General features: G+C 65.6%; 25 protein-coding genes. 15 read left to right on the top strand and 10 right to left on the bottom strand.

The genetic code is table 11. The features are described 5' to 3' along the window. Positions 1 to 12: 12 nt before the first annotated feature. Positions 13 to 1827, bottom strand: a complete 1815-nt coding sequence (locus tag WBG82_RS09605; RefSeq protein ID WP_424424233.1) for a potassium/proton antiporter — start codon at positions 1825 to 1827, stop codon at positions 13 to 15. A 197-nt stretch (positions 1828 to 2024) separates the two neighbouring features. On the opposite strand from WBG82_RS09605, the gene WBG82_RS09600 reads away from it, so the two are divergent. Next, positions 2025 to 3233: an acyl-CoA dehydrogenase family protein gene (locus WBG82_RS09600; protein ID WP_424424230.1), complete on the top strand. Its 1209-nt coding sequence runs from the start codon at positions 2025 to 2027 to the stop codon at positions 3231 to 3233. Between the two features lie 84 nt (positions 3234 to 3317). Beyond that, complete coding sequence (locus WBG82_RS09595; RefSeq protein WP_424424227.1) at positions 3318 to 4520, top strand: acyl-CoA dehydrogenase family protein; 1203 nt, start codon at positions 3318 to 3320, stop codon at positions 4518 to 4520. A 180-nt stretch (positions 4521 to 4700) separates the two neighbouring features. On the opposite strand, the gene WBG82_RS09590 is transcribed toward WBG82_RS09595, so the two are convergent. The 3 genes from WBG82_RS09590 to WBG82_RS09580 form a co-directional block, all read right to left on the bottom strand. Beyond that, a complete protein-coding gene (locus WBG82_RS09590; RefSeq protein WP_424424225.1) occupies positions 4701 to 5141 on the bottom strand; it encodes a MaoC/PaaZ C-terminal domain-containing protein in 441 nt (146 codons plus the stop codon). 190 nt (positions 5142 to 5331) lie between these two features. Continuing rightward, positions 5332 to 6534: an acetyl-CoA C-acyltransferase gene (locus tag WBG82_RS09585; RefSeq protein ID WP_324299174.1), complete on the bottom strand. Its 1203-nt coding sequence runs from the start codon at positions 6532 to 6534 to the stop codon at positions 5332 to 5334. A 223-nt stretch (positions 6535 to 6757) separates the two neighbouring features. Beyond that, positions 6758 to 7174, bottom strand: a complete 417-nt coding sequence (locus WBG82_RS09580; protein ID WP_424424222.1) for a secondary thiamine-phosphate synthase enzyme YjbQ — start codon at positions 7172 to 7174, stop codon at positions 6758 to 6760. 114 nt (positions 7175 to 7288) lie between these two features. Here WBG82_RS09580 and WBG82_RS09575 point away from each other — a divergent pair, with 114 nt between their 5' ends. From WBG82_RS09575 to WBG82_RS09550, 6 genes are all read left to right on the top strand, one after another. Beyond that, complete coding sequence (locus WBG82_RS09575) at positions 7289 to 7726, top strand: PaaI family thioesterase (protein WP_424424220.1); 438 nt, start codon at positions 7289 to 7291, stop codon at positions 7724 to 7726. Further along, positions 7723 to 8190: a PaaI family thioesterase gene (locus WBG82_RS09570; RefSeq protein WP_424424218.1), complete on the top strand. Its 468-nt coding sequence runs from the start codon at positions 7723 to 7725 to the stop codon at positions 8188 to 8190. The genes WBG82_RS09575 and WBG82_RS09570 overlap by 4 nt, the downstream gene beginning before the upstream one ends. Positions 8191 to 8288: 98 nt before the next feature. Then, positions 8289 to 9146 carry a MaoC/PaaZ C-terminal domain-containing protein gene (locus tag WBG82_RS09565; RefSeq protein WP_424424215.1) on the top strand — a complete coding sequence of 286 codons (858 nt, stop codon included), beginning with the start codon at positions 8289 to 8291 and terminating at the stop codon, positions 9144 to 9146. Between the two features lie 24 nt (positions 9147 to 9170). After that, positions 9171 to 9623 carry a hypothetical protein gene (locus tag WBG82_RS09560; RefSeq protein ID WP_424424213.1) on the top strand — a complete coding sequence of 151 codons (453 nt, stop codon included), beginning with the start codon at positions 9171 to 9173 and terminating at the stop codon, positions 9621 to 9623. A gap of 78 nt (positions 9624 to 9701) precedes the next feature. Next, positions 9702 to 10802: a GlxA family transcriptional regulator gene (locus tag WBG82_RS09555; RefSeq protein ID WP_424424211.1), complete on the top strand. Its 1101-nt coding sequence runs from the start codon at positions 9702 to 9704 to the stop codon at positions 10800 to 10802. Further along, positions 10792 to 11412 carry a DJ-1/PfpI family protein gene (locus WBG82_RS09550; RefSeq protein ID WP_424424209.1) on the top strand — a complete coding sequence of 207 codons (621 nt, stop codon included), beginning with the start codon at positions 10792 to 10794 and terminating at the stop codon, positions 11410 to 11412. The genes WBG82_RS09555 and WBG82_RS09550 overlap by 11 nt, the downstream gene beginning before the upstream one ends. Before the next feature lie 39 nt (positions 11413 to 11451). On the opposite strand, the gene WBG82_RS09545 is transcribed toward WBG82_RS09550, so the two are convergent. After that, entirely contained in the window at positions 11452 to 11985 is a 534-nt protein-coding gene (locus WBG82_RS09545; protein WP_424424206.1) for a 2'-5' RNA ligase family protein, read from the bottom strand. 82 nt (positions 11986 to 12067) lie between these two features. Between WBG82_RS09545 and WBG82_RS09540 the strand changes: the two genes are divergently transcribed. The 4 genes from WBG82_RS09540 to WBG82_RS09525 are packed head-to-tail and all read left to right on the top strand — an operon-like array spanning position 12068 to position 15838. Further along, entirely contained in the window at positions 12068 to 13033 is a 966-nt protein-coding gene (locus WBG82_RS09540) for an alpha/beta hydrolase (protein ID WP_424424204.1), read from the top strand. A gap of 8 nt (positions 13034 to 13041) precedes the next feature. Further along, positions 13042 to 13980 (top strand): thioesterase family protein, encoded by a 939-nt coding sequence (locus tag WBG82_RS09535; protein WP_424424202.1) that lies wholly within the window; start codon positions 13042 to 13044, stop codon positions 13978 to 13980. Then, a complete protein-coding gene (locus tag WBG82_RS09530) occupies positions 13977 to 14879 on the top strand; it encodes an acyl-CoA thioesterase (protein ID WP_424424200.1) in 903 nt (300 codons plus the stop codon). The genes WBG82_RS09535 and WBG82_RS09530 overlap by 4 nt, the downstream gene beginning before the upstream one ends. A gap of 38 nt (positions 14880 to 14917) precedes the next feature. After that, on the top strand, positions 14918 to 15838 hold the full coding sequence (locus tag WBG82_RS09525; RefSeq protein WP_424424198.1) for an acyl-CoA thioesterase: 921 nt from the start codon (positions 14918 to 14920) through the stop codon (positions 15836 to 15838). Here WBG82_RS09525 and WBG82_RS09520 read toward each other — a convergent pair. Then, positions 15827 to 16069 carry a hypothetical protein gene (locus WBG82_RS09520; RefSeq protein WP_424424195.1) on the bottom strand — a complete coding sequence of 81 codons (243 nt, stop codon included), beginning with the start codon at positions 16067 to 16069 and terminating at the stop codon, positions 15827 to 15829. The genes WBG82_RS09525 and WBG82_RS09520 overlap by 12 nt on opposite strands. Before the next feature lie 71 nt (positions 16070 to 16140). Here WBG82_RS09520 and WBG82_RS09515 point away from each other — a divergent pair, with 71 nt between their 5' ends. After that, positions 16141 to 17310: an acyl-CoA dehydrogenase family protein gene (locus tag WBG82_RS09515; protein WP_424424193.1), complete on the top strand. Its 1170-nt coding sequence runs from the start codon at positions 16141 to 16143 to the stop codon at positions 17308 to 17310. On the opposite strand, the gene WBG82_RS09510 is transcribed toward WBG82_RS09515, so the two are convergent. Together WBG82_RS09510 and WBG82_RS09505 are read right to left on the bottom strand one after the other, a co-directional pair. Beyond that, a complete protein-coding gene (locus WBG82_RS09510; RefSeq protein ID WP_424424191.1) occupies positions 17299 to 18231 on the bottom strand; it encodes an alpha/beta fold hydrolase in 933 nt (310 codons plus the stop codon). The genes WBG82_RS09515 and WBG82_RS09510 overlap by 12 nt on opposite strands. Then, the gene (locus WBG82_RS09505; RefSeq protein WP_424424189.1) at positions 18228 to 19040 is read right to left on the bottom strand and encodes an enoyl-CoA hydratase/isomerase family protein; all 813 of its coding nucleotides are present in this window, start codon (positions 19038 to 19040) and stop codon (positions 18228 to 18230) included. Before WBG82_RS09505 ends, WBG82_RS09510 begins: the two co-directional genes overlap by 4 nt. A gap of 136 nt (positions 19041 to 19176) precedes the next feature. Between WBG82_RS09505 and WBG82_RS09500 the strand changes: the two genes are divergently transcribed. Then, positions 19177 to 19968, top strand: a complete 792-nt coding sequence (locus WBG82_RS09500; protein WP_424424186.1) for an SDR family NAD(P)-dependent oxidoreductase — start codon at positions 19177 to 19179, stop codon at positions 19966 to 19968. Here the strand turns inward: WBG82_RS09500 and WBG82_RS09495 are convergent, their stop codons facing one another. Beyond that, positions 19969 to 21075, bottom strand: a complete 1107-nt coding sequence (locus WBG82_RS09495) for a glutathione S-transferase family protein (RefSeq protein ID WP_424424184.1) — start codon at positions 21073 to 21075, stop codon at positions 19969 to 19971. A gap of 333 nt (positions 21076 to 21408) precedes the next feature. Here WBG82_RS09495 and WBG82_RS09490 point away from each other — a divergent pair, with 333 nt between their 5' ends. Beyond that, positions 21409 to 22044: a Yip1 family protein gene (locus WBG82_RS09490; RefSeq protein ID WP_424424182.1), complete on the top strand. Its 636-nt coding sequence runs from the start codon at positions 21409 to 21411 to the stop codon at positions 22042 to 22044. Positions 22045 to 22123: 79 nt separating this feature from the next. Here the strand turns inward: WBG82_RS09490 and WBG82_RS09485 are convergent, their stop codons facing one another. After that, the gene (locus tag WBG82_RS09485; RefSeq protein WP_424424180.1) at positions 22124 to 23098 is read right to left on the bottom strand and encodes a phosphoribosylaminoimidazolesuccinocarboxamide synthase; all 975 of its coding nucleotides are present in this window, start codon (positions 23096 to 23098) and stop codon (positions 22124 to 22126) included. Positions 23099 to 23493: the final 395 nt, after the last annotated feature.

Raw genomic sequence — 23493 nt, 5'->3', positions numbered from 1 at the left:
GGTGAGACAAAATCAGGACAGGAACATCTCGCGCACGGAATTCCTGATCTCGTTCGCACGCAGGCGGAGCAGCGTCATCGCGCTTTGCGGCGGCGGCGGATCGAGATCGAGCCCGACCTTGCTCGGCCCGCGTTCCGCATCGAGGGCGATGGCGACGAGTTCGACCGAGCCCGCCCGGATGCGCTGCCCGACCTCGATCTCGCGGCCGAGGCGCGCCTGCATGAGACCGGCGAGCGAGAGGCCGCGCTCATGCGGCGTCACCATGAAGCCATACATTTCGGCGACCTCGCCCGCATTGGCCTCGGCGTCGAGCGTGAAATCGACGGGGCCGATGCCCTTGGCCTTTGGCCGCGCCTTTCGCGCGCCGAAGAGGCGGTCGAGCGAGGGAAGCGCATCGGGCTCCGTCAGCAGCATGACGAGATCGCCGCCATTGAAGCCGTCGCCGGGCTGGAGCGTGCGCACCTGCCCCTCGCGCATGACGGAGAGAATTTCCGTGCCCGGAGGCAGCGGCAGGCGGCGCGGACGGCGCAGCGCCATGATGCTCATGGGATCGACCGTATAGGCGATCACGGAACGGCCGACGCCGGCGGGAAGCCCGAGCTCGACCCGGGCGCGCGGGCTCGGGCGCGGCGGCAGTTCGAGCCCCGCCATGCGCGCGATGCGGGGCACGGTCCAGCCTTGCGCGATGAGCGAGGTCAGCACCACGACATAGGCGACGGCGAAGATCACATAGGCATTGTGGAGGCCCGACATGACCGGGATCATGGCAAGGAAGATCGGCACGGCGCCGCGCAGGCCGACCCAGGAAATGAACCCGCCTTCCTCGCGCGTGAACTTGAACGGCCAGATGCAGAGCGCGACCGCCACCGGGCGGGCAACCAGCATCAGCACCGCGGAAATCGCAAGGGCAGGAAGCAGGATCGGCAGGAGCCGCGACGGCGTGACGAGAAGCCCCATCATGAGGAAGAGGCCGATCTGCGACAGCCAGGCCATGCCGTCGAGGAAGCGGGCGATTTCCGCCGTCGCGCGGTGGGCATTGTTACCGAGGCGGTAGCCAACGAGATAGATCGCGAGAAAGCCGCTGGCGCCCGCGGCCTGGGTGGTCGCGAAGACGACGAGCGCGAGCGCGCAGGCAAGGATCGGATAGAGCCCCGCCGAGAGCTGCAGACGGTTGACGGCGCGCAGCACGATCTGTCCGCCGACGACCCCGAAGATGACGCCGCCGACAAGCTGCCAGGCGAAATCCCACAGCAGCGGCAGCGGGTGGGCTAGCGCATGTTGCAGGCTCTCCCCGCTCGCCGCCACCTGCACGAGGATCAGAGTGAGAAAGATCGCCATCGGATCGTTGATGCCGGATTCGACCTCGAGCGTCGCGGCGACGCGCTGCTTGAGCCGCAGGCCCTTCAGATGGAGGAGCGAGAAGACGGCGGCCGCGTCGGTCGAGCCGACGATGGTGCCAAGGAGCATCGCCTCCACCCATTCGAGGCCGAGGAGGTAATGCGTCGCCACGCCCGTGATGAGGGCGGTGAACACGACCCCGGCGGTCGCCAGGATCAGCGCCGGCGCGCCCGCCTGCTGGAACGCATCGCGCCTCGTGCGCGAGCCGCCATCGAAAAGGATGAGCGCCAGCGCGACAGAGCCTATGAGATAGGCGACCTTGAAATCCGAGAAGTGGATGCCGCCGAGCCCGTCCTCGCCCGCCAGCATGCCGAGGCCGAGAAATACGAGCAGGACGGGCGCGCCGATGCGCGAGGAAAGCACGCTGGCGAAGATCGCAAAGGTGACGAGCACCGCGACGATCAGGATGATGTGATTGGCAACTTCCATCCCGGCAATCGGATTCCTTATTTCTGTGGGCGGGCTCCGGATCCAGACCAAGGCTGACCGTGCGTCACCCATCGATGAACAGGCGGCGAGCGGCAAACGCGATGGACCGGATTTGGCTCAGGCCTATACTGTAAAGGGCAAAGAGCCGGCGAGACGAGCAAAAACACGAGGCCGGACGAAATACAGGAGAGGAAAAGATGGATCTCGCCATGCGGGCCGAGGATGTCGCCTTCCGCGACGAGGTAAGGGCCTTTCTCGACGAAAATCTGACCGACGATCTCAAGGCTCATGCGCGGCTGACGCCCGGCATCCTCGCCGATCACGACCTCAGGGTCGAATGGCTGAAGCGGCTGCACAAGCGCGGCTGGTCAGCCCCGTCCTGGCCGAAGGAATATGGCGGGCCGGGCTGGAACGTGATGCAGCGTTTCATCTTCGCTTCGGAATGCGCGGCGGCGGGCGCGCCCATCTCCTCCAATATGGGCCTCTCCATGGTCGGCCCGACGCTGATGGGCCATGGCCGCAAGGAACAGAAGGACTACTACCTGCCGCGCATCCTTTCGGGCGAGGACTGGTGGTGCCAGGGCTATTCGGAACCGGGCTCGGGCTCCGACCTCGCCTCGCTGCAGACCCGCGCGGTCGCCGATGGCGACGACTATGTCATCAACGGCACGAAGCTCTGGACGACGGGCGCGCATATCGCCAACAAGATGTTCTGCCTTGTGCGCACCGACCCCAAGGCGAAGCCGCAGGAAGGCATTTCTTTCATCCTCATCGACGACATGTCGGCGCCCGGCATCAAGGTCGAGCCGATCATCACGCTCGCGGGCGACCATGAGGTCAATCAGGTCTTCTTCGACGATGTGCGCGTGCCGAAGAAGAACCTCGTCGGCGCGGAGAACAATGGCTGGACCGTGGCGAAATACCTGCTCGAATTCGAGCGGGGCGGCTCGGCGCATGGCGCCAATCTGCGCAACGGGCTCAACAGGCTGCGCCGCATCGCCTCCGACGAGCGCTCCAGCGACGGCGCGCGCCTCATCGACGATCCGGCTTTCCGCCGCAAGATCGACGAGACGGATGTCGAGGTGACGGCGGTCGAGTTCACCGAGCACCGCATCATGTCGGCGCTGTCGAACGGGCAGAACCCCGGCGCCGCGTCCTCGATCATCAAGACGCGCGGGACGGAAACGAATCAGAAGATCACCGAACTCGCGATCGAGGCCATCGCCTATTACGCGGGGCCGCATGTCGTCGAGGCGCGCATCTGGGGCTCCAATGTCGCCCCGGTCGGGCCCGAGCACGCGCTGATGCCGATGGCCAAATATCTCAACACCCGCGCCTCGTCGATCTATGGCGGCTCCAACGAGGTTCAGCGCAACATCATGGCGAAGGCCGTGCTGGGGCTCTGACAAGCGGAAATTCCTTCGCGCATCGCAATCCCATGCGCCCCCGGCAATCCAAATCCGGGGGCGCTTCAAGATCGGGGCCCCTCCATGGATCTCAATTTCACGCGCGAGGATGCTGCCTTCCGCGACGAAGTGCGCGCCTTCCTCGATGAAAAGCTGACGCCGGAACTGAAGGAAGCGGGAAGCCTCACCACCAGCGTCTTCACGGACAAGAAGTGGAATCTCGCCTGGCAGAAGATCCTCTATGAGAAGGGCTGGGTGGCGCCCAACTGGCCGGTCGAATATGGCGGCACGGGCTGGACGGAGATGCAGAAATACATCTGGGCGTCGGAATGCGCGCGTGCGGGCACGCCGCATCTCTCGCCCATGGGACTTCGCATGTGCGCGCCGGTGCTGATGAAATACGGCACACCGGAACAGAAAGCCTTCTATCTGCCGCGCATCCTCAAAGGCGAAGACTATTGGTGCCAGGGCTATTCGGAGCCGGGCTCGGGCTCGGATCTCGCCTCGCTTCAGCTCCGCGCTGTCTCGGACGGCGACGACTATGTGCTCAACGGCTCGAAGATCTGGACGACGCACGCCCATTTCGCCAATCGCATGTTCTGCCTCGTGCGGACGAAATGGGACGGCAAGCCACAGGAGGGCATCACCTTCCTCCTTCTCGAGATGAATACGCCCGGCATCAAGGTCGAGCCGATCATCACGCTTGCGGGCGAGCATGAGGTGAACCAGGTCTTCTTCGACGAGGTGCGCGTGCCGAAGGCGAACCGCGTCGGCCCCGAGCATGAAGGCTGGACGGTGGCGAAATATCTGCTCGAATTCGAGCGCGGCGGCGCCTATGCGGCGGGCCTCGCGGTCGGCCTCGAAAAGCTCCGCGCCATAGCCATGGCCGAGCGCGCGGGCGACGGCACGAGGCTCATCGACGAGCCTGCCTTCCGGCGCAAGCTCGACGAGACCGAGATCTCGGTCAAGGCGATGGAGATTACCGAGCATCGCGTGATGGCGGAACTCGCGGGCGGCAAGAACCCCGGCCCCGCTTCCTCCATGCTCAAGACGCGCGGCACGGAGACGACGCAGGCGATCGACGAACTCGCCGTCGAGGCCCTCGCCTATTACGCGAACGCCGATCAGAGAGCGGCGCGCGAGCCGGGCTCGAACATCGCGCCCATCGGTCCCGCTCACGGCCTCACCGTCATGCCGCGCTATCTCAACAATCGCGCGGCGTCCATCTATGGCGGCTCGAACGAGATCCAGCGGGGCATCATGGCGAAGCTGGTGCTGGGGCTTTAGGGGCGCCCCCTCACCCTGCCCTCTCCCCCTTGGGGAGAGGGTTCAAAGAGCGCGTGTTTCAGCGGCCCTTCCGCACCGCCCCCTCCACACTCGTCATGCCGGGCTTGATCCGGCATCCAGGGCCGCCAGCGACGAACTTGCCGCTCAAGCTCCCGGGTCAGACAGACGAATCGGCGACAGTCATTTCCGCCGCGCGATCAGAAGCGTCGTCGTTTGGGTGAAGACGGTTTCGCCCGCCTGATTGACGAGCGTGTGGCGGTTCTTCACCACGCCGCGGTCGGGCTTCGACGATGAGGGCTTCGTCTCGATGCATTCGATGACGAGGCGAAGGCGGTCGCCGAGTTTCGCCGCCTTGTGGAAGCGCACTTCGTCATAGCCGAGCGCGCCGATGACGGCGGTTTCCTCCGGCAGGCGCGCAGCGAGCCAGAGCACCACCGCCTGAATATGCGTGCCGCAGGCCGTCAGCGTGCCGTAGACGGATTTCGCGGCGGCTTCCCTGTCGATGTGGAAAGGCTGCGGGTCCCATTTCCGCGCGAAGGAGACGATCTCCTCCTCGGTCATGTCATAGATGGCGTCGATCTCGTGGCGTTCGCCGACGACGAAATCGTCGAAATAGCGCATGGGTTTCCTCCCCGCATTGGCACTCGATGTCACCCCGGCCCTGAATCCCGGGACAAGCCCGGGATGACAGCTCTTGTTTGCAGGCGAACATATCAAACAAAAAGGCCCGCCGTTGCCGGCGGGCCTTTCCGCATCCGAGTGTTCGAATTACGCGAATTCGATGAGGCCCGCGGCGCCCCGCTGAAATCGCTTAGGCGAATTCGATGAGGCCGGCGGCGCCCATACCGCCACCGATGCACATCGTCACGACGCCATACTTCAGCTTCTGGCCCGCTTCCTTGCGGCGGCGCGCCTCGAGCAGGATGTGGCCGACGCAGCGCGCGCCGGTCATGCCGAAGGGGTGGCCGATGGCGATGGAGCCGCCATTGACGTTGTACTTCTCGGGGTCGATGCCGAGGCGATCGCGCGAATAGAGGCACTGGCTGGCGAAAGCTTCGTTCAGCTCCCAGAGGTCGATGTCGTCGACCTTGAGACCGTGGCGCTCGAGGAGGCGCGGCACGGCGAAGACCGGGCCGATGCCCATCTCGTCGGGCTCGCAGCCGGCGACCGCGAAGCCGCGGAACACGCCGAGGATGTCCTTGTTGCGCTTCTCGGCTTCCTTGCGCTCCATGAGCACGACGGCGGCCGCGCCGTCCGAAAGCTGCGAGGCGTTGCCGGCGGTGACGAAATTGCCTTCGCCGCGCACGGGCTTCAGCGAGGCGAGGCCCTCAAGCGTCGTTTCCGGACGGTTGCACTCGTCTTTCGTGACCGTGTAGTCGACGATCTTCTCCTCGCCCGTGGCCTTGTCCACGACCTTCATCTTGGTCTGCATGGGGACGATTTCGTAGTCGAACTTGCCGCTGGCCTGGGCGGCGGCGATGCGCTGCTGCGAGCGGAGCGAATATTCGTCCTGATACTCGCGGCTGACATTGTAGCGCTTGGCGACGATGTCGGCGGTCTCGATCATCGGCATCCACAGCGCCGGATAGGTCGCCATGAGCTTTTCTTCGGTGATGTTCTTCGTGTTCATGCCGCCCATGGAGACGAGCGAGATCGACTCGACGCCCGCGCCGACGGCGATCGGCACGCCTTCATTGACGATGCGGCCGGCCGAGATGGCGATAGAGTTGAGGCCGGAGGAGCAGAAGCGGTTCAGCGTCGAGCCCGAGGTGGTGACGGGGCAGCCGGCCCAGATGGCGGACAGACGGCCGATATTCATGCCGGTCGCGCCCTCGGGATTGCCGCAGCCCATCGTGACGTCCTCGACATCGCCCGGCTCGATGCCCGCGCGCTCGATGGCGTGCTTGATGGCGTGGCCGCCCATGGCCGCGCCATGGGTCATGTTGAAGCCGCCGCGGCCGGACTTGGCAAGGCCGGTACGGGCCGTGGAAACGATGACTGCTTCTCTCGACATGGAGATCCTCCGATGGAATTGGATTTCGGCGCCGGTTGCCCGGTCTTTTGTGGAGCATTCCTGGCGGACGCCCCGACGATTTGAGCCGCACCATAGACGGCCAGGCGCCGGTTCGGAAAGAAGAATCTCCCCGCCTCCCCTGCGTTCCGGGCGCCGCCCCGCAGCCCTGCGGAAAAATGCGGTTATGGGTAATAAAGTGAAGGAGGGGGCCGCGGCCTTCGCGCTATTCGCCGAGGAGGTGAAGCGCGATCTCGCGGGTATGCGGCCGGTCGCGGTGCTCGACAAGATAGACCGCCTGCCAGGTGCCGAGCGCAAGATGCCCGTCAATCAGAGGGATAGAAGTCCCTGCCACCGTGAGCGCGGCCTTGATATGGGCGGGCATGTCGTCCGTCCCCTCGGTCGAATGGCGATAGGGCGCGCCGCGAGGCGCGAGACGCTCGAAAGCGTCCATCAGGTCGGAAAGCACATCCGGATCGGCATTCTCCTGAACAATAATGGACGCGGAGGTGTGACGAATGAACAGGGTGAGAAGCCCCTCGCGCATGCCCTGCCCCTCCACCCAGCCGCGAAGCCGCGCGGTGATGTCCGTGAAGCCACGGCCGTTCGTTCGTACGGAAAGGATGGTGGTTGCCTGTCGCATGGGGCCATTCTAGCCAAAGAGCGGCCTCGCGCCGCATTCTCTCTTTTCCGCCCTGACGAGGGGGACTAGATAAGGCCCATCCCTATTCCACAAGTTGCTATCGAGCGAGTTCCCATGAACCAGTTGGCCAAGAGCATTCCGCCGGGCTTCGCGCCCGTCCAGTCCAAGGGCTTTGCCGGATTTGCCGGCCCGGTCTTTCGCGGGCACGACGTCAATGGCGAGGTCTTCGTCTTCGACATCGCCGAGCAGCATCTGAACGGCGCCGACCGGCTTCACGGCGGCATGATGATGACGCTGGCCTCCATCGTTCTGGGCGAGGTCGCGCGATCGGCCGCGCAGGCGCGCGATGCGGGCGCGGATGTCCGGCTGCTTTCCATCAATTGCGATTTCGTGAGCGCGGGCGAACGGGGCGAGCGCATAGAGGGCCGGGCCGAGGTGACGCGCGCGACGAAGAGCGTGCTCTTCATTTCGGGCGATCTGCGGGTCGGCCCGCGCATGCTGATGACGGCGTCCGGCGTCTATGCCGTCCAGGCCGGAACGGAAGGCAAATGACGGAAGCGCGGAAGGCAAACGCGCCGGTGCGCCGCCCTCTGCCGACAATGAGCGGCGTCGCGGCGCCCGAGGGCTTCGCGCCGGTGGAGATATTCGATCCGTTCGAGGCGCATGTCGGCCCGCAGTTCGAGCGCATCGAGGCGGATGGCGCGCGCATCGCGGCCTTCATCGCCGACGAGCGGCATGTGCGCGAGGACGACACGGTTCACGAAGGCATGATGCTCACCTTCGCCGACGCCTTCATGGGCGGCGCGGCGTGGCGCGGAACGGGCGGACGGTCTTGCGTCACGCTCAGCATGCAGGCGAGCCAGCTCGGCGAGGCGAAGCTCGGTGACACGATTTCCTGCCGCACCAGCGTCGATCACAGGACGCGCGCCATCATCTTCATATCGGCGGTCTTCACGGTGGGGGATCAGCGCGTGATGACGGCGACGAGCCTCTGGAAGGTACTGGGCGAACGCTGAGGCCGCCGCGACGTCGGCGCGAGCCGTCTTGCGGAAGGCGGACATTCCGGCTTTGCTATGGCCCAACAAAGCAAATCACGCTTGAGGGAGGGTGCCCCATGGCAATCGACTACGACAAACTGATGGCGTCCAAAGCGCTCGGTCAGGAATTCCAGTATGGCGACCGGGAGACGATGCTCTATGCGCTCGGGGTCGGCTTCGGCCGCGACCCGCTCGACGCGAAGGAGCTCCCCTTCGTCTATGAGAAGAACCTCAGGACCGTGCCGACGCAGGCGACGGTCATCGCCTGGGGCGCGGGCGGTATGGCCAATAGCGGCATCAACTATCTGATGGTCGTGCATGGCGAGCAGAAGCTGACGCTGCACAAGCCCCTTCCCGCCGCCGCAAAGATCAGCGTCGACAGCAGCGTCATCGGCGCATGGGACAAGGGCAAGGACAAGGGCGCCATCATCGTCACAGAATCGGTGATCCGCGAACGCCAGAGCGGCGACAAGCTCTGCACGCTGCAATCGACCATCTTCGCGCGCGGCGATGGCGGCTTCGGCGGTCCGCGCGAAGGCGCGCCCGAGCCCCACAAGCTGCCGGAGCGCCAGCCCGACATGACGGTCGAGGCGGACACGCGGCCCGACCAGGCGCTGCTCTATCGCCTCTCCGGCGACCGCAACCCGCTCCACTCCGATCCCGATTTTGCCAAGGCCGCCGGCTTTCCGAAGCCGATCCTGCACGGGCTCTGCACCTATGGCACGACGTGCCGCGCGATCATCAGCTCGCCCATCTGCGATTACGACCCGACGCTCATCACCGGCTTCGACGTGCGCTTCTCTTCGCCCGTCTTCCCCGGCGAGACGATCGCGGTCGATCTCTGGAAGGACGGCAACATCGTCTCCTTCCGCGCCCGCGTGAAGGAGCGCGACGTCGTCGTCATCAACAACGGCAAGTGCACGCTCAGGGCCTGAGGCGGGCCCGTCTCGGGGGATGATATGAAAAGGGAATTGCAGGCGCTGCTGGTCGTCAACGGCGCACTCGTTCTGCTGGCCGGATTCGCGGCCGGTTTTCCTTATGGCTCCGCAGTGGTCGCGTCGATCGCGCCGGATGCGCCAGCGGACACGGCCGAGGCCCTCAGGGCCTGGCATATGGCGCATCTCGAAGGCGTGCTGAACGGCCTTCTGATGATCGCGAGCGCGGCGGCGGCGGGCTTTCTGTCGCTGTCGCAGGCGGCGCAGAGGGTCGTCTTCTGGGGCCTCGTCACCGCCGGCTGGACGAATGTCGTCGCATCGACGATTTCGGCCCTCACCGGCGGGCGCGGAACCGGCATTACCGGCCTCGACTGGAACACGCTCGATTTCCTGCTCTTCATGGCCGGAATTCTGGGCGCCATCGCGGCGATGATCGCGCTGGCGCTTGGCGGGCTCAGAACTGCGCGCGAGCCTTAAGCCGCTTTCCGTGATCTGGCCGAAATTGCCTGTCATTTGGCATTTCCGCCAGTCCGCGGGCGGCCTAGTCTCAACGGCATGACGACGCCCGATCCCGCCCGCCGCCCTGCCAACCACACTGACCGCCACGCTGGCCACCACCCTGGCCACCACCCCGGCCGCAGACAGGTGACGATGCTCGCCTATGAGGATGCGCAGATCCTCGACGTGGCGGGGCCCTTGCAGATTTTTTCCGCCGCCGAAGACGGCGAAGGACATCCCGCCTATACGATCGAGCTGATCGCGCCCGATGCGGGCCCCTTTCGCACCACTTGCGGGCTCGATCTCGTCGCCACGCGCGGGCTCGGCGATCTCACCGCGCAGGACATGGCGAATATAGACACGCTCATCGTCTCCGGCGGCGAGGGCGGCCGAAAGCTCCTGAACGACGAGGCCGTCATCGGTTTCATCCGCGAGGCATCGCGGCATGTGAGGCGCATCGCCTCGATCTGCACCGGCGCCTTTCTGCTCGCGGAAGCGGGGCTCCTCGACGGGCGCCGCGCGGCGACGCATTGGGCATGGGCCGCCTCGCTGCGCAAGCGCTATCCCCTCGTCGAGGTCGATGACGACGCGATCCATCTGCGCGACGACGACATATGGACATCGGCCGGCGTGACAGCGGGCATGGATCTCGCGCTCGCCATGGTCGAGGAGGATCTCGGCCGCGAGCACGCGCTTCACATCGCCCGCCATCTCGTCATGTTCATGATGCGCCCCGGCGGCCAGTCGCAATTCTCCGCCCAGCTCGCCGCGCAAGGCGTGGACGATGCGCGGATCGCGAGGGTCTGCACGCATATCGTGGAAAACCCGCGCGACGACCTCACCGTTCCGGTGCTGGCGCGCGTCGCCCATATGAGCGAGCGCACCTTCGCGCGGCGCTTCGTGGAGGAGACGGGCACGACGCCCGCTCACTTCGTGGAGCGCGCTCGGCTCGACGAGGCGCGGCGAAAGCTCACAGAAGGCGCGCTGCCGATCGAAACCATCGCCTTCGATGCAGGCTTCGGACAGGCCGAGCGCATGCGCCGGGCCTTTCTGCGCCAGTTCGGCGTCACGCCCCATCGCTATCGCGAACGCTTCCAGACGGCGAAGCGCCCGCTCAACACGAGCTTCACAATGGAGGAGCACCCTCATGTCCCGTGAACGCACCATCGGCATTCTTATTTTCGACGATGTGGAGGAACTCGATTTCGTCGGGCCCTACGAAGTCTTCACCATGTCGAACGAGATGTTCGCGCGGTCGGAAGACCGGCGGCCCGACAAGGTCGTCCTCATCTCCGAAACGGGAAAGACCGTGACCTGCGCCAAGGGCATGCGCGTCGAGCCGATGGCCGCCACAGCCAATGTGACGAAGCTCGACCTTCTGCTCGTTCCCGGCGGACAGGGCACCCGGCGGGAAGTGAACAACAGGCCGCTGCTCGAGTGGATCGGGCGCGTCGCAGCCGGCTGCGAATGGGTGACGAGCGTCTGCACGGGCGCGATGCTGCTGACGGCGGCGGGCCCTGCGCGGGGCAAGCGCGTGACGACGCATTGGGCCTTTGTCGACGCGCTGCGCAAGCGCGGCGAAGCCTCCGAAGTCGTCGAGCGGCTGCGCTATGTGCGCGACGGCAATGTCGTCACCTCCGCAGGCGTTTCGGCTGGCATCGACATGGCGCTCTGGCTCGTCGGGCAGATGCATGGCGAGGACCACGCAAGGGCGACCCAGATCGGCATGCAGTACGATCCCGCGCCGCCCTATGCCGCATCCGTCTGAGACGCGGCTTTCCGGGGCGCGGCTGGCCGGGCGAAAACTTCAGCCCTTGCCCAATGCGAAGCGCCGCGCCTCGCGCCAGCCGCCGCTTTCCTTGCGGAAGAGCGAGACTTCCTCGATGCGGGCGCGAATGGGCAGGTGCCGGCGCGCCTCGGCGAGAAACTCCCTTTCGATGCGGTCGAGTTCCGCCTGAGCGCCCTCGCTCTCCGCGGCATGAGCGACAGTCAGATGCGGCACCGTCTCGGCATGGGCGCCCGAATAGGGCAGATTTTCGGGAAAGGCGAGCCGCATCGCGCGCACCAGCGCGATCACGGGCTCGGGCCTTGTAGGCGCAAGCCACAGAATGGACGCAAAGCGCCGGGTTTCGGCAAAATGCAGTTCGATGGGATGGGCGCGCGCGAAAAGGAAGGCGAGCGCTTCCTCCGCCGCGGCGTCGATCTCGTCCCATTCCCTGAAAGGATAGACGAGCGTCACATGCGCAGGCATGCCCTCGGTCGCCGAGGGATCGTGACGGCGCCGCCAATGCGATACCGCCTCCTCCGCTTCCGGCACCCTGAGCACGAGCGCTGTTTCCATCGCACGGGCCTCCTTCATGTTCATATTAGACGAAAAGCGCAGAATCCGGTCTACTCCCTGAAAAGAAAATGGGAGGCAATTCATGTCAGGCAACAATCCGTTCCATCCGGCTCTCTTCCGCCCCGAGGCGATTTCCGCCGAAACGCGGGCCATCAATGACGCCATCATCAAGGCCATGGCCGGGATGGAGGAATGGTGGGATGTGGGCGCGCAGAAGGTGCGCGATGCCCGCGCCCGCGGCGAAGGAGCCTTTCCGCTCGCGCCGAAATCGGAGCGCGCCCGCACGCTGCATATCGAGGGAAAGAACGGCCACAAGGTGCCGTTGCGCATCATCGCGCCGGAAAATCCCAAGGGCGTCTATCTCCATATTCATGGCGGCGGCTGGGTGCTCGGCGCCGCCGACCAGCAGGACCCGATGCTGGAGCGGATCGCGGCCAATACGGGGCTTGCCTGTGTCAGCGTCGAATACAGGCTCGCGCCCGAGAACCCCTATCCCGCCGGGCCGGACGATTGCGAGGCGGCGGCGCTCTGGCTCGCGCGGAACGCGAAGGCGGAATTCGGCACGGACAGGCTCGCCATCGGCGGTGAATCCGCGGGTGGGCATCTCTCCGCAGTGACGCTTCTCAGAATGCGCGACCGGCACGGCTTCACGGGCTTCAGCGGCGCCAATCTCGTCTTCGGCGCCTTCGATCTTTCGATGACGCCGAGCCAGCAGCAGTTCGGCGACGAGCGGCTCATTCTCAGAACCGTCGATATCGCGAAATTCGGCGATGCCTTTCTGCCCGGTGGTCTCGACCGGCGCGATCCCGACATCTCGCCGCTTTACGCGGATCTCAGGGACATGCCTCCCGCCCTCTTCACCATCGGCACGCGCGACGCGCTTCTCGACGACACGCTCTTCATGTATTCGCGCTGGGTGGCGGCAGGAAGGGAAGCGGAGCTTGCCGTCTATCCGGGCGGCGCGCATGGCTTCGTCGCCTTTCCGGGAGAGATCGCCAGAGCCGCGAATGCGCGCGCCGACGCCTTCCTCGCACGCGTGACGGGTTGATCTGCGGCATGTCTCTAGCCAACGGCTATTTCGACAGCTTCCGGGGCGCGGTCAACACCTGGGAGTGCGACGACAATGGGCACATGAACGTGCAGTTCTATGTCGCCCGTGCATCGGACGGCGCTTTCTTTTTGCGGCACGAGCTCGGCCTCAGCCCGAGCGCGATCCGCGAAACGGGCCGCACCATGATCGCGCTCGAGGAGCATTATCGCTTTCACCGCGAGCTTTACGCAGGCGACATGGTGCGCATGCGCTCGCGCCTCATCGACATGCGGCCGCGCACGCTCGTCGTCTATCACGAGCTTCTCAACGCGGCGACCGACGAGACGGCGGCAACCATGGTCGCCGTCAGCGCCCATTTCGACATGAAGACGCGCAAGCTCGCGCCCTGGCCGGACGAGGCGCTCGAGCGGGGCCGCGCGCTCATCGGCCCGCTGCCCGAACATGCGGAGGCGCGCAGCGTGCGGCGCGAGACGCGGCTTCCCGACATCACGCTCGCGCAGGCGGACGCCAGGGGCCTCATCGAAATCTATCGCGGGCCCGTGGCTCGCCATCATTGCGACGATTTCGGCCATATGGCGACGCAGTTCTATATCTCGCGCTATTCGGACGGGTCCGGCCATCTCTGGCAAGGGATCGGCATGGACAAGCAGCGCCTGCTGCGCGAGCGGCGCGGCAGCGTCGTGCTCGAACAGAGGCTCAACTATGTGCGCGAGGTCGTCTCCGGGGACATACTGATCGTCAAATCAGCGCTCGTCGAGGTGGCGGCGAAGACGATCCGCCTCTGCCATTTCATGTTCAATGGAGAGACGGGCCTGCTCGCCGCGACGAGCGAGGTGACGGCGGTGCTGCTCGACCTCGACAAGCGCCGCGCCGTCGGCCTGTCGGACGAGGAGCGCGCGCAGTTCGCCCCTCACATTCATACGCTCGAGGACATCGCGCGATGAGCGGGTTCATCGACACCTATCGCGGCTATGTCTCGTTGCAGGAATGCGACGAGATGGGCCACATGAACATCCAGCACTATATCGGCAAGACATCGGACGCCTCCTACAATTTCCGCGCCGCGATCGGGCTCGGCCATGCGCATCAGCGCGAAACCGGGCTCGGCTATGTCGCGCTCGAGCATCACATCCGCTTTCACCGCGAGCTGCACACGAGCGATCTCGTGCTCGTGCGCTCCGGCGTCATCGAGATGCGCGACAAGACGATGCTCATGTATCAGGAGATGCGCGAGATTCTCGACGACAGGCTCGCCGCCACTTTCGTCGTCAATGTCGGCTGCCTCGATCTCGCGACGCGCAGGCTCACGCCCTGGCCCGAGGCCACGCGCGAAAAGGCGCTGGCGCTCATGGGCGATCTTCCCGCCCATGCGGCTCCGCGCGGCCTGCCGCGCGAAGCGCTCGACCGCGACGTCTCGCTCGCCCGCGCCGATGAACTCCAGATGATCGAGAGCAACCGTTCCGTCGTGAACCCTTGGGAATGCGATACGAACGGCCATATGAATGCGCGCTTCTTCATGGCGCGCTTTTCGGATTCGCAAGGCCATATGTGGGCGCATGCGGGGCTCGGCCGGCATGAACAGGCGGCCAAGGGGCTTGCGACCGCAACCGTCGAAATGCGGCTTTGCTATTTCCGCGAACTGATGGCGGGCGAAACCATCATCGTCAGAACCGGCCTTGTCGAGGCGACGGACAAGACGCTTCGGTATCGCCACTGGCTCTTCAACGGCGACACGGGCGAACCGGCCTGCGCCGCCGAGGGCCTCGGCCTTCTCTTCAGCCGCGAAACCCGCAAGGCCATTCACATCCCGCACAGCGTCGCGCGCCGCTTCGCGCGCGCCTGACCGAATTCAATATCGTAACGAGCAATGAGGACAGACAGATGGCGCAGATGATCGATGTCGCGCGCTCGAGCGTGCAGACATGGCAGTCGGACCAGATGGGGCACATGAATGTGCAGTTCTATATGGAGCATGCGACGCAGGGGCTCGCCGCGCTCGGCGTGCATCTCGGCCTCGGCCCGCGCTTCATAGATGCGGAGCGGGCGCGGCTCGTCGCGCGCGACCATCATGTGCGCTTTCTGCGCGAGCAGCGCCCCGGCGCGCCCTTCACCATTCGCGCGGGCGTGCTCGAGGTGCGTGATTTCGGGCTGCGCGTCTATGAGGAGATGTGGAACACGGTTTCGGGCGAGGTCGCCGCGACCTTCAGCGCCGATGTGGAACTTCTCGATGCGGATTCGCACGAGCTGAAGCCGCTGCCCGCCAGGGCCAAGGCCGCCGCCAAGGCGCTCACCGTCGATCTGCCGCAGCATGGCGCGCCACGCGGCCTCGCACTCTATGAGCCGCGAACCGCGCCGACGCTCGAAGAGGCTGAAAAGATGAACCTCGTCTTCACATGGCAGGGCGAGGTCCAGCCCGAGCAATGCGACGCGCAGGGCTTTCTCATCACGCGGCACTTCATGGGGATCGTTTCGGATTCCATTCCGAACCTTCTCGGCCAGACGCGCGGCGACGACCGCTCCAAGAATTCCCGTGTCGGCGGGGCGGCGCTCGAATATCGCTTCCATTACCGGCGCTATCCGCGCGTGGGCGATGTGCTGACACTGCGCAGCGGGCTCAAGGAGGTGGGGCCGAAGACCTATGTCTGGGGCCACTGGCTCTTCGATCTCGAGAGCGGCCAATCGATCGCCACGGCGGAGGCTGTCGCCATCGCGCTCGATCTCGAGACGCGCAAGGCCATTCCCATTCCCGACGATCTGCGAGAAAGACTCGAGGCGCTGGTGGTGCCGGGACTAGGCGTCTGAGACGTCCGCGCGCGCCGCAATGACGATCCCGCGCTCGCCCGCGATGCGCAGGATCGTCTTCATGCCGCGAACGAGCGGATAAATCCGTTCCATATCGCGCGCGCCGCGGGCGCGCCGGGCGGCGGCGCGCGTTTCACGATAAGCGGCGACAAGCTCCCCGTCGCTCATGGCCCGGAGCATTTCCTCCTTGGCGGAGCGGTCGGGATCGGCTTCGGCGAATGAGAAGGGCAAGGGAGCGGTCCGGCGGAATTGAGGATGTGCGGGAGCAAGGCTACTCTGTCGCAAGACAAACGGGGAGAGGCATGAGCGAATTTCTGAGCGCAATGCTCGACCGGCGGGAGAGCGAAATCCTCGAACGGGCGCGGCGATTTTCCGAAGAATTCATTCGGCCAAATGCCGCGCGATGGGAGCGCGAGCGGCGGATGCCGCTGGAGGCGCTGAAGGCGGCGGCCGCGGAGGGCCTGCTCGGCCTCGAAGTGCCGGCAGCGCTCGGCGGGCTTGGCGCGCGCTATCTTCTCAAGCTCGCCATCGCCGAGGAGATGTCGCGCGCGGACATGCCCTTCGTCTTCTCGATGATCAACACGCACAATGTCGCCGCGAAGCTCGCCCAGAGCGCTCTGCCGCGGCATCGCGAGGACCTCGTCCCGGCACTGATGAAGGCCGAGATCTTCGGCGCGACGGCGCTCTCGGAACCGGGCGCGGGCAGCGATTTCGCCGCGATCGGCACAATGGCGCGCAAGGCCGAGGGCGGATGGCTCCTTTCCGGAGAGAAGGGCTGGATCACCAATGCGGCTGCCGCCGACATCTTCATCACCTATGCGCAGACCGATGCAAGCGCGGGGTGGCGGGGTATCGCCTGCTTTCTTGTCGATGCGCGTCGACCGGGCTTCGTGCGCAAGCCCGCCTATGCGCTCATGGGAGGCCACGCGATCGGCGCGGGCGGCTTCGCGCTCGAGGATTATTTCGTGCCCGACGATGACCTGCTCGCAGGCCCCGGCACGGCCTTCAAGCTCGCCATGCAGAGCGTCAACGGCGCGCGTGTTTATGTGGCGGCGATGTGCGCCGGCATGCTGGCGGCGAGCCTCGAGGCCGCACTCGCCTATGGCGCGACGCGCCACGCATTCGGCAAGCCGCTCGTCGAGCATCAGGGGCTTCGCTGGTCGCTCGCCGACGTGGCGACCGATCTCGAAGCGCTGCGCGCGCTGACGCGCGATGCCGGACGCCTCATCGACGAGGGGCAGGACGCGGTGATGGCGGCGGCGCATGCAAAGAGCCTTGCCGGCCGGGTGACGGTGCCGCGCATCTCCGATTGCATTCAGGCCATGGGCGCCGCCGGGCTTCGCGAGGAAGTGCCGCTCGGGCGGCACCTCGCCTCGGCCAAGATCGCTGCCTTCACCGATGGCTCGACCGAAATGATGCTGGAGCGGATCGGCGCCGGGCTGCGCGCGGCCTATCCAGCCTCAGGCCGATAGGCGCGCATCGAGCGCCAGTGTCTCGCGGCGAACGGCATCGGGATATTCCATCGGCAGGAAATGGCTCGACTGCCCGATGCGCAGGATTGTCGCCTCGGGGTCGTGCTTGCCGAGAAGCTCCGGCGCAGGCGCGCGGCAGGTCGAGGCGGGCCCCGCATAAATCAGCGTCAGCGGGCAGCGAAGGCGGCCGATATCGTGCCAGATATTGTGATCCTGCGCGCGGAAGTTCGCCGCTTCCCATTGCGGCGCGCAGGCAAGCTCCACCTGCCCGTCCTCGCGCGGCTTCGTGCCGCCCTCCACATAGTCGGCGATGACCTCTTCCGGCCAGGTGCGGAAGGCGCCGCGCCCCTTGTAGGAGGCGAGCATTGTGGCGCGATCGGGAAAGATCGCGCGGCGGCGCTCGGCGCCATCGGCAAGCGACAGGGGCCCGCCCTTGCGGCCGAGCATGCGGTAGAAGCGCATCACCATGCGCGCGAAGGAAGGCACGAGCACGGGATCGACGAGGACGAGGCCGCGCACGAGATCGGGCCGCTCGGCTGCCACCATGAGGCTCGTCGTGCCGCCCATGGAATGGCCGCCAAGCAGGACGGGCCCGCCCGTCTCGGCGGCGAAATCCTCGACCACGCGGATCAGATCGTCGCGATAGATGCGCCAGCTCGAATGGCCTTGCGGGTTCGCGGGCAGGCTCGTCATACCGTGGCCGCGCGCGTCCCAGGCGCGAATGTGGAAGCGGCTCGCAAGCGGCGAGAGAAGGCGGCGATAGGTCAGCGCGTTGAAGCCGTTGGCATGGGCGAAGTGGAAGGCCGGCTGGTGCTTGCCGTCATACCATTCGAGGTAGGAGACGGAGCCCTCCTCCAGCGCAAGCTCGCGGCGCACAGGCGTCACGTCATTGAGCTGGAGGTTGACATTGACGACGCTCATGATGCCACCTTCCTGAAATCGGGCTTGCGCTTGTTGAGGAACGCATCGACCGCCTCGTGATGCTCCGGCGTCGTCCAGCAGATCTGGAGCGCATCCGTCTCGAGCTTCTGGGCGCGGGCGAGGTCGGTCGTGCAGGCATTCTCGGTAAGGAGCGCCTTGGTCATGCGAAGTTGGCGCGAGGGGTTCTCGGCGATCAGCCCGGCGATTTCGAGCGCCTTGGAAAGAAGCTCCGCCTGCGGAACGACATATTCGCAAAGCCCTTTCGCGCGCGCCTCTTCCGCCGGATAGAGGCGGCCCGTCAGCATCATCTCGCTCGCATTGCCCCAGCCCATGCGGGAAACGAGGAAATGCGACGAGGCAAGCTCCGGCACGATACCCATCTTGACGAAGACGAGGCCGAACTTCGCCTCTTCCGCCGCTACGATGACATCGAAGGGAAGGATCATGGTGACGCCAATGCCGACGGCGACGCCGTTCACGGCCGCGATCAGCGGTTTCGACGAACGGGCAAGCGCGATCCAGTCGACGCCCGCCGGCATGCCGCCCGAGCCGCCGCGCGTATCGTTGCCGGGATCCTTGCCGTCAACCCGCGCCTTGAAGACCTGATCGACATCGGCGCCGGCGCAGAAGCCGCGCCCCTCGCCAGTCATCACGATGGCGCCGATTTCACGGTCGTCATTGGCGGCGGAGATCGCATGGCCAAGCTCTTCGGCCATGCGCGGCGTCCACGCATTGAGACGGTCGGGCCGGTTCAACGTGATGAGCGCGACCGCTCCCCGCTTCTCGACCCTGATCTGGGCGTATTCCATGAGTTTCTCCCGTTCGATTTTTCTGGTTGAGGGGAAGTCTAAGGCAGGCGCGCACACGCCGACAAGCAAGGCCGCTTGACGCCGGGGCGGGCTTGGCCTGCACTGTGCGTATAATGAAATCCGGCCAGGCGGGGGAATGATGGATCTCGAACTCAAGGGAAAAACGGTCTTCATCGCGGGCGCGAGCCGGGGCATCGGCTTCGGCATGGCGCAGGCCTTCGCGCGGGAGGGGGCAAGGGTCGCCCTCACCGGGCGGGGCGAAGCGGCGCTCGACAAGGCGCGCGAGGCGCTCATCGCCGAGGGGGTTCCGGCATCCGGCCTTCTCACCATTGCGGGCGATATGACGAACACGGCCGATCTCGCCGCCGCGCTCGACGCGACGGAGGCAAAGCTCGGCGCGCTTCACGCCGTCATCGCCAATGTCGGCATGTCGAAGGCGCCGCTAGGCTTCGACGTTTCGGACGAGCTGTGGGATGCGGACCTTCTTCAGAACCTGTCGGGCTCGTTCTTCCTGGCCCGCGAGGCGCTGAAGCGCATCGTCAAGCGGCCGGCCGCGGAGCGCGAGGGCGCAAATCTGATCTTCATTTCCTCCATAGCCGGCGTCGAGGCGCTCGGCACCGCCGTCACCTATGCGGCGTCGAAAGCGGCGGTCAACCAGACGACGCGCGCGCTTTCCAAGCTCGTCGGCAAGGAAGGCATCCGCGTCAATGCGATCGCTCCCGGCAACATCCTCTTCGAGGGCGGCGTGTGGGAGAAAAACACGAAGGAGCGGCCCGACGACTGGGCGCGCTGGATCAGACGCGAGGTGGCGCTGCGCCGCTTCGGCAAGGTCGAGGAAATCGCCGACGCGGCGCTCTTTCTCGCCAGCCCGCGAGCGAGCTTCATCACCGGCGCGGTGCTCGTGGTCGATGGCGGCCAGGTGAAGTGATCAGGCCAGCGCGAGCTTGAAATCGCGGCGCGTGAGGCGTGGGAAGGCCGGGAAATCGAGCAGCGCCTCGCCGCCCACCGCCGCGAGAAGTTCACTCGCGCGCGCCTTCTCGTCCCCATCGAGGCTTGCGAGATAGTCGAGCGGGCGCTGAAGCATCCAGAGGTCGAAGGGAAAGATCGCGCGGTTCTCCTTCGCATCCTCGAGCGCATAGACATGCATGCCGATGGCGCGGGGAATTTCCTCCGTGCCCTGCTTCGCGCCCGGATGCTCGTCGACCCACTTGGCGAAGTGCTGCGCCGTCGAAACGAGAACGGGCAGCATTTCGCGCATCATGCGCTGAAGCACGGGCAGAACTGTTGCAGGCACCTCGTCGCGGGCCAGAAACTCGCCGCCCTTGGGGTGGGGCGGCTTCATCATGCGCTGAACCCAGCCGACGACATTGGGCGCGATGCGCTTCATCAGCTCGCCCGATGCCGGGTCGCGATATTGATGCGCGTAAAGCGGTCCGATGAGGCCGAAATCGCCGATCGAGGGCCTCGTGCCGAATAGGAACTCATAGACGGCGAAGTGCCGGTCCAGCTCGCCGAGAAGCGCCTCATAGGATGTCTCGATGGCGGCTTCGGTCTTGGGCGTCACGCCGAGAAACGGGAGAGCGCCCGCAAAGGGCTTCGAAATCCTGAGGCCCGCTTCGCGCTGCGCCTCGCCGGTCAGTTCGGGCGCCGACATCTTGCCGAATTCGGAAATGGCGAAGTCGTAATTCCGGTTCCAGCGATAATGCATGGCCGGGATCTTCAGCCATTCATCGCCATAGACCTCCAGTAGCAGCGCCGCGAGCCGCTGCTTCACCGTCGCGGGATAGACGGGCGCCTCGGGAAAGCGCAGTTCGAGCGCGTCGATGATGTCGGTCGAATCCTGCAGCGCCTCGCCCTCGGGCGTGATCATGACAGGGATGACCGCCCAGCCGATGCGCGGAAGGATCACCTTGCGGTAGTTCTCGGGCGTATTGGGATATTCGGCGAAGGGAATGCGCTTGAAGCGCAGATAGGCGCGCACCTTGCCGCTGTAGTAGCTCGGCTCGGCGCCGTAGAGTTCATAGCCTTCGGTCATGCTTTCCCCGTCCCCGTTCACGCGCGCCGCACACGGCCATTCTTAATGCGTGACATTGGCCAGATTTATAGTCGCAGCCCGCCATCCGCGCCAAGGACCTAATGATGCATGGCGCAGGGGCCGGGTGGCCCCGATTCCGCCCCGAGACAGAGGAAGCGGCGGCCAGACGGGCGACCACGGCGTTTGACAGCGGGCCCGCCCGCACCCACACTTTCCAAAGGTTACGGGCCCCCTTCGGCGCCGGCGAACGACCGTCCGCTCCGCCGACGGATTGGCACACGAACCCTTCCGATGCGGACAAGTTTGGGCCACCAGACCAAGGGGGAGCAGTTCATGAGCGACGCAGACCAGCCGAAGACCGCCTCGATTGTCGAGCGGGTGAAGAACATCATTCTCACGCCCGACGCCGAATGGGCGAAGATTGACGGCGAACAGACGACCATTCAAAGGCTCTACACGGAATATGCCCTCATCCTCGCGGCCATCCCCGCGTTGGCGGGCGCGCTTGGCGGCCTCATCTTCGGCTATGGCGCGATGGGCTATCATTTCCGCCTGTCGATTGGCGGCGCGATCTCGAATGCTCTCTCGACCTATGTCATGAGCCTGGTGAGCGTCACGGTCGTCGCCCTCATCATCGAGGCGCTGGCGCCGACATTCGGCGCGACCAAGGACCGGGTGCAAGCCTTCAAGCTCGCGACCTATGCGAGCACGGCGGGATGGCTCGCCGGCATTTTCTCGCTGATCCCGGCCCTGAGCATTCTCGGCCTGCTCGGCCTTTACAATATCTACCTTCTCTATCGTGGGTTGCCGCATCTGATGAAGGCGCCGCAGGACAAGGTCATCATCTACACGGCCGCTATCGTGGTCGCGGCGATCGTGGTCGCGCTGGTACTCGGGCTGCTGTTCGCGCCCCTGCTTCACATGGGCGTCGGCGGCGGAATGGGTGGCATGACGGAACGGGGCTACTAGCCCCGTTCGCCAGAAGCGCCCCAGGCCGGACAGGCGGCGAAAAGGCGAACGCCCTCGCGGCCGCATATGCGTGGCGGGATCAGGCTCGAGTGAAATAGGGCGCGAGGTTGCGGCGGATACGATCAAGCGGCGCTTCCGGCGCTTCCGGAATGTCGAAGGGCAGTCCGGTGATCGCTTCGTAGGCGCGGATATAGACCGCCGCCGTCTCTACGATGAGATCGGCGGGGATTTCGGGAATATCGTCCTTGTAAGGATCGCATCGCTCGGCGACCCAGCTGCGAACGAAATCCTTGTCGAAACTTTCGGGCCGCTTGCCTTCGGCGAAACGCTGCGGATAGCTCCCCGCGAGCCAGTAGCGCGAGCTGTCGGGCGTGTGAATCTCATCGGCGAGGATGATGTTGCCCTCGGCGTCGGTGCCGAACTCGTATTTCGTATCGACGAGGATGAGGCCCCGCCGCGCGGCAAGCTCCTGTCCGCGCGCGAAGAGTGCCAGCGCATGGCGCGACACCGTCTGCCATTGCGCCGCGGTGAGCAGGCCCTTTGAGACGATCTCGGCCGGCGAGAGCGGCTCGTCATGGCCGCCATCGAAAGCCTTGGTCGTCGGCGTGATGATGGGCTCGGGCAGCTTCTCGTTTTCGCGCAGGCCCTCCGGCAGACGGACGCCATACACCTCGCGCGCGCCCTTCTTGTAAAGCGTCAGGATCGAGGTCGCGGTGGTGCCCGCCAGATAGGCGCGCACGACGATCTCGACGGGGAGAATGTCGAGCCTGCGGCCGATCACGACATTCGGATCGGGATACTCGAGCACATGGTTCGGGCATATGTCGGCGGTCGCCTCGAACCAGTAGCGCGCGGTCTGGGTGAGGACCCGGCCCTTGAAGGGGATGGCGGCGAGGATACGGTCGAAGGCGCTCAGCCTGTCGGAGGCGATGATGATGCGCCGCCCGTCCGGAAGGTCGTAATTGTCGCGAACCTTGCCCTGATAGTGATTGGGAAGCTCGGGAATGGTCGCATCGCGCAAAACCTCATGCGCATGCGCCCGCAGTGCCTTCATGTCCATTTTCGGTCCCGGAATTTCGGTTCGCTGCCGGTGGGAAGCGCCCGTTCTAGCGCGATCCCCGGCATTTGGCTATGCGGCGCCGCAGGACCGCCGATTGAGCCAACGTGACGATATTTTGTCGGCTTGTGAAAGGAGGCGTCGCCATCGGTTATATTTGTGCGCAAGAGGGATGCGGAATGCCGTCGGAGATCGCTGCCGGCGGCAGGGTTTGGGGGCGAATATGCGCATATTTGCAGGCGGGCTCACGGGAACGGCATTGGTGGCGCTCATCGCGCTGGCGGGCGCGGGCACGAATGCGCAGCCGGCGCAGGCAGGCGAGCTGATCGGCGCCGTCGCATCGACCGCGGGCGCCGCCGTCGGCGCGGTGAGCGGCGTCATTGGCGGGGCGG

The organism is Parvibaculum sp., assembly GCF_049671045.1.
Taxonomy (GTDB): domain Bacteria; phylum Pseudomonadota; class Alphaproteobacteria; order Parvibaculales; family Parvibaculaceae; genus Parvibaculum.
Note: the sequence above shows the minus strand (reverse complement) of the source record. Positions and strands in the feature narration are given on the sequence as shown.

Coding starts and splice junctions, on each gene's coding strand:
- WBG82_RS09605 (WP_424424233.1), bottom strand. CDS start 1,827: ATGGAAGTTGCCAATCACATCATCCTGATCGTCGCGGTGCTCGTCACC.
- WBG82_RS09600 (WP_424424230.1), top strand. CDS start 2,025: ATGGATCTCGCCATGCGGGCCGAGGATGTCGCCTTCCGCGACGAGGTA.
- WBG82_RS09595 (WP_424424227.1), top strand. CDS start 3,318: ATGGATCTCAATTTCACGCGCGAGGATGCTGCCTTCCGCGACGAAGTG.
- WBG82_RS09590 (WP_424424225.1), bottom strand. CDS start 5,141: ATGCGCTATTTCGACGATTTCGTCGTCGGCGAACGCCACGAGATCGAC.
- WBG82_RS09585 (WP_324299174.1), bottom strand. CDS start 6,534: ATGTCGAGAGAAGCAGTCATCGTTTCCACGGCCCGTACCGGCCTTGCC.
- WBG82_RS09580 (WP_424424222.1), bottom strand. CDS start 7,174: ATGCGACAGGCAACCACCATCCTTTCCGTACGAACGAACGGCCGTGGC.
- WBG82_RS09575 (WP_424424220.1), top strand. CDS start 7,289: ATGAACCAGTTGGCCAAGAGCATTCCGCCGGGCTTCGCGCCCGTCCAG.
- WBG82_RS09570 (WP_424424218.1), top strand. CDS start 7,723: ATGACGGAAGCGCGGAAGGCAAACGCGCCGGTGCGCCGCCCTCTGCCG.
- WBG82_RS09565 (WP_424424215.1), top strand. CDS start 8,289: ATGGCAATCGACTACGACAAACTGATGGCGTCCAAAGCGCTCGGTCAG.
- WBG82_RS09560 (WP_424424213.1), top strand. CDS start 9,171: ATGAAAAGGGAATTGCAGGCGCTGCTGGTCGTCAACGGCGCACTCGTT.
- WBG82_RS09555 (WP_424424211.1), top strand. CDS start 9,702: ATGACGACGCCCGATCCCGCCCGCCGCCCTGCCAACCACACTGACCGC.
- WBG82_RS09550 (WP_424424209.1), top strand. CDS start 10,792: ATGTCCCGTGAACGCACCATCGGCATTCTTATTTTCGACGATGTGGAG.
- WBG82_RS09545 (WP_424424206.1), bottom strand. CDS start 11,985: ATGGAAACAGCGCTCGTGCTCAGGGTGCCGGAAGCGGAGGAGGCGGTA.
- WBG82_RS09540 (WP_424424204.1), top strand. CDS start 12,068: ATGTCAGGCAACAATCCGTTCCATCCGGCTCTCTTCCGCCCCGAGGCG.
- WBG82_RS09535 (WP_424424202.1), top strand. CDS start 13,042: ATGTCTCTAGCCAACGGCTATTTCGACAGCTTCCGGGGCGCGGTCAAC.
- WBG82_RS09530 (WP_424424200.1), top strand. CDS start 13,977: ATGAGCGGGTTCATCGACACCTATCGCGGCTATGTCTCGTTGCAGGAA.
- WBG82_RS09525 (WP_424424198.1), top strand. CDS start 14,918: ATGGCGCAGATGATCGATGTCGCGCGCTCGAGCGTGCAGACATGGCAG.
- WBG82_RS09515 (WP_424424193.1), top strand. CDS start 16,141: ATGAGCGAATTTCTGAGCGCAATGCTCGACCGGCGGGAGAGCGAAATC.
- WBG82_RS09510 (WP_424424191.1), bottom strand. CDS start 18,231: ATGAGCGTCGTCAATGTCAACCTCCAGCTCAATGACGTGACGCCTGTG.
- WBG82_RS09505 (WP_424424189.1), bottom strand. CDS start 19,040: ATGGAATACGCCCAGATCAGGGTCGAGAAGCGGGGAGCGGTCGCGCTC.
- WBG82_RS09500 (WP_424424186.1), top strand. CDS start 19,177: ATGATGGATCTCGAACTCAAGGGAAAAACGGTCTTCATCGCGGGCGCG.
- WBG82_RS09495 (WP_424424184.1), bottom strand. CDS start 21,075: ATGACCGAAGGCTATGAACTCTACGGCGCCGAGCCGAGCTACTACAGC.
- WBG82_RS09490 (WP_424424182.1), top strand. CDS start 21,409: ATGAGCGACGCAGACCAGCCGAAGACCGCCTCGATTGTCGAGCGGGTG.
- WBG82_RS09485 (WP_424424180.1), bottom strand. CDS start 23,098: ATGAAGGCACTGCGGGCGCATGCGCATGAGGTTTTGCGCGATGCGACC.